The sequence below is a fragment of the Mesorhizobium sp. M2A.F.Ca.ET.067.02.1.1 genome, assembly GCF_004023285.1.
Taxonomy (GTDB): Bacteria; Pseudomonadota; Alphaproteobacteria; order Rhizobiales; family Rhizobiaceae; genus Mesorhizobium.
The window spans coordinates 1-2,111 of sequence record NZ_RZSB01000914.1 but is presented as its reverse complement, the minus strand read 5'-3'; the positions used below and the strand labels follow the sequence as shown (position 1 = coordinate 2,111).

The following is a 2,111-nucleotide window of genomic DNA, read 5'->3' as shown; positions in this document are numbered from 1 at the left end:
TCGCCGGAGGGCGCATGCGGCGCCTCAAGGCCGATCGGCCGGTCGGCGATCCAGACCTCGCCGTTCTCGACCTTGACCGGCAGCGAGCTGGATTCGCCGATGAAGGAGTAGACGAAGGGCGAGTTCGGCGTGTCATAGATGTCGTCGGCGGTGCCGACCTGCTCGATGCGTCCCTGGCTCATGACGACAACGCGGTCGGCGAGTTCCAGCGCCTCTTCCTGGTCGTGCGTGACGAAGACGGTGGTGTGGCCGGTGCGGTCGTGGATCTCGCGCAGCCAGCGGCGCAGCTCGCGGCGAACCTGCGCGTCGAGCGCGCCGAAGGGTTCGTCGAGCAGAAGCACCTTGGGCTCGATCGCCATGGCGCGCGCCAGAGCCACGCGCTGGCGTTGGCCGCCGGAAAGCTGCGCCGGATAGCGCTTTTCCAGGCCCGACAACTGGACGAGGTCGAGCAGTTCCAGCGCCCGGCGCCGGATTTCCTGGCCCGAGGGCCTTGCGGCGCCGTGCCGGACCTTCAGGCCGAAGCCGATATTGTCGGCAACCGTCATGTGACGGAACAGCGCGTAATGCTGGAAGACGAAGCCGACGTTGCGTTCCTGGATCGACTTCTGCGAAGCGTCTTCCTCGCCGAAGAAGATCGCCCCCTTGGTCGGCCGCTCCAGCCCGGCGATCAGGCGCAGCAGCGTCGTCTTGCCGGAGCCCGATGGGCCCAGCAGCGCGATGAGCTCGCCGGACTTGATGTCGAGCGACACGTCGTGGAGCGCCGGAAACCGCTCAAACTCCTTGCGCACGTTGGCGACGCGAACTTCCATAGAATGACCTCTGTTAGTTGATGCATGTCATTATCCCAAAACCGCTACACACTTTTGGGTGACATGCATCTAGTGTCCGCGTGTCGCGGCGATCTCGGCGCCGTAGCGCATCTCGAGAAGTGTTTTCAAGACCAGCGTCACCAGAGCCAGGCCGGCGAGCAGTGAAGCGACCGCAAAGGCGCCGACGGCGTTGTACTCATTGTACAGGATCTCGACATGCAGCGGCATGGTGTTGGTGAGGCCGCGTATGTGGCCGGACACCACGGAGACAGCGCCGAACTCGCCCATGGCGCGGGCATTGCAGAGCAGCACGCCGTAGAGCAGCCCCCATTTGATGTTCGGCAGCGTCACATACCAGAAGGCTTGCCAGCCGTTGGCGCCGAGCGAAAGAGCAGCCTCCTCGTCGCCATTGCCTTGTTCCTGCATCAGCGGGATCAGCTCGCGGGCGACGAAGGGGAAGGTGACGAAGACGGTGGCCAGAACGATGCCCGGCACGGCGAACAGGATCTGGATGCCATGCGCCTTCAGCCATTCGCCGAGCAAACCTTGAGCGCCGAACAAAAGCACATAGACCAGGCCGGAAATGACCGGCGAGACCGAGAAGGGCAGGTCGATCAGCGTGGTCAGGAACGCTTTGCCCTTGAACTCGAACTTGGCGATGGCCCAGGCGGCCGAAAGGCCGAAGACGAGATTGAGCGGCACCGAGATCGCCGCCACCAGCAATGTCAGCCGGATGGCGGAGCGCGTGTCGGCATCGCTGAGCGATAGGAAATAGGCGCCGACGCCCTTGGCGAAAGCCTCCTTGAACACGATGATCAGCGGCAACAGCAGGAAGATGCCGAGAAAGACCAGCGTGACGGTCGTCAGCGTGATGCGGACGGGACGGCTTTCCGTGACCGCGGCCGACTGGCTCTCGTGGTGCGGTTCATAGGACTTGATCTCGGGATCAGCCATAGCGCTTGCGGCTCCATGTCTGCACGAGGTTGATGAGGAGCAGCATGGCGAAGGACAGCGCCAGCATGATCGCGGCGATCGCGGTCGCGGCCGGATAATTGTACTCCTCCAGCCGGATGACGATCAGAAGCGGCGCGATCTCGGATTTGTAGGGCAGGTTGCCGGCGATGAAGATGACCGAGCCGTATTCGCCGACACCGCGCGCGAACGCGAGCGAGAAGCCGGTGATGACGGCTGGCGCCAGCGCCGGAAATAGGACGCGGGTAATGATCTGGAAGCGGCTGGCGCCGAGCGTGGCGGCGGCCTCCTCGACCTCCTTGTCGAGCTCTTCCATGATCGGCTGTACAG

3 protein-coding genes are annotated in these 2,111 nt (G+C 63.9%); all 3 read right to left on the bottom strand.

All coding sequences use genetic code 11. The features are described from left to right. Positions 1 to 809 (bottom strand): sulfate ABC transporter ATP-binding protein (locus EOA28_RS33635; RefSeq protein ID WP_148671029.1); only part of this gene is annotated, 809 nt, incomplete at its 3' end. Positions 810 to 878: 69 nt separating this feature from the next. Next, the gene (cysW, locus tag EOA28_RS33630) at positions 879 to 1,763 is read right to left on the bottom strand and encodes a sulfate ABC transporter permease subunit CysW (protein ID WP_127386051.1); all 885 of its coding nucleotides are present in this window, start codon (positions 1,761 to 1,763) and stop codon (positions 879 to 881) included. Then, the coding region (locus tag EOA28_RS33625; protein ID WP_128315739.1) for an ABC transporter permease subunit at positions 1,756 to 2,111 on the bottom strand (356 nt) is incomplete at its 5' end. The genes cysW and EOA28_RS33625, both read right to left, overlap by 8 nt.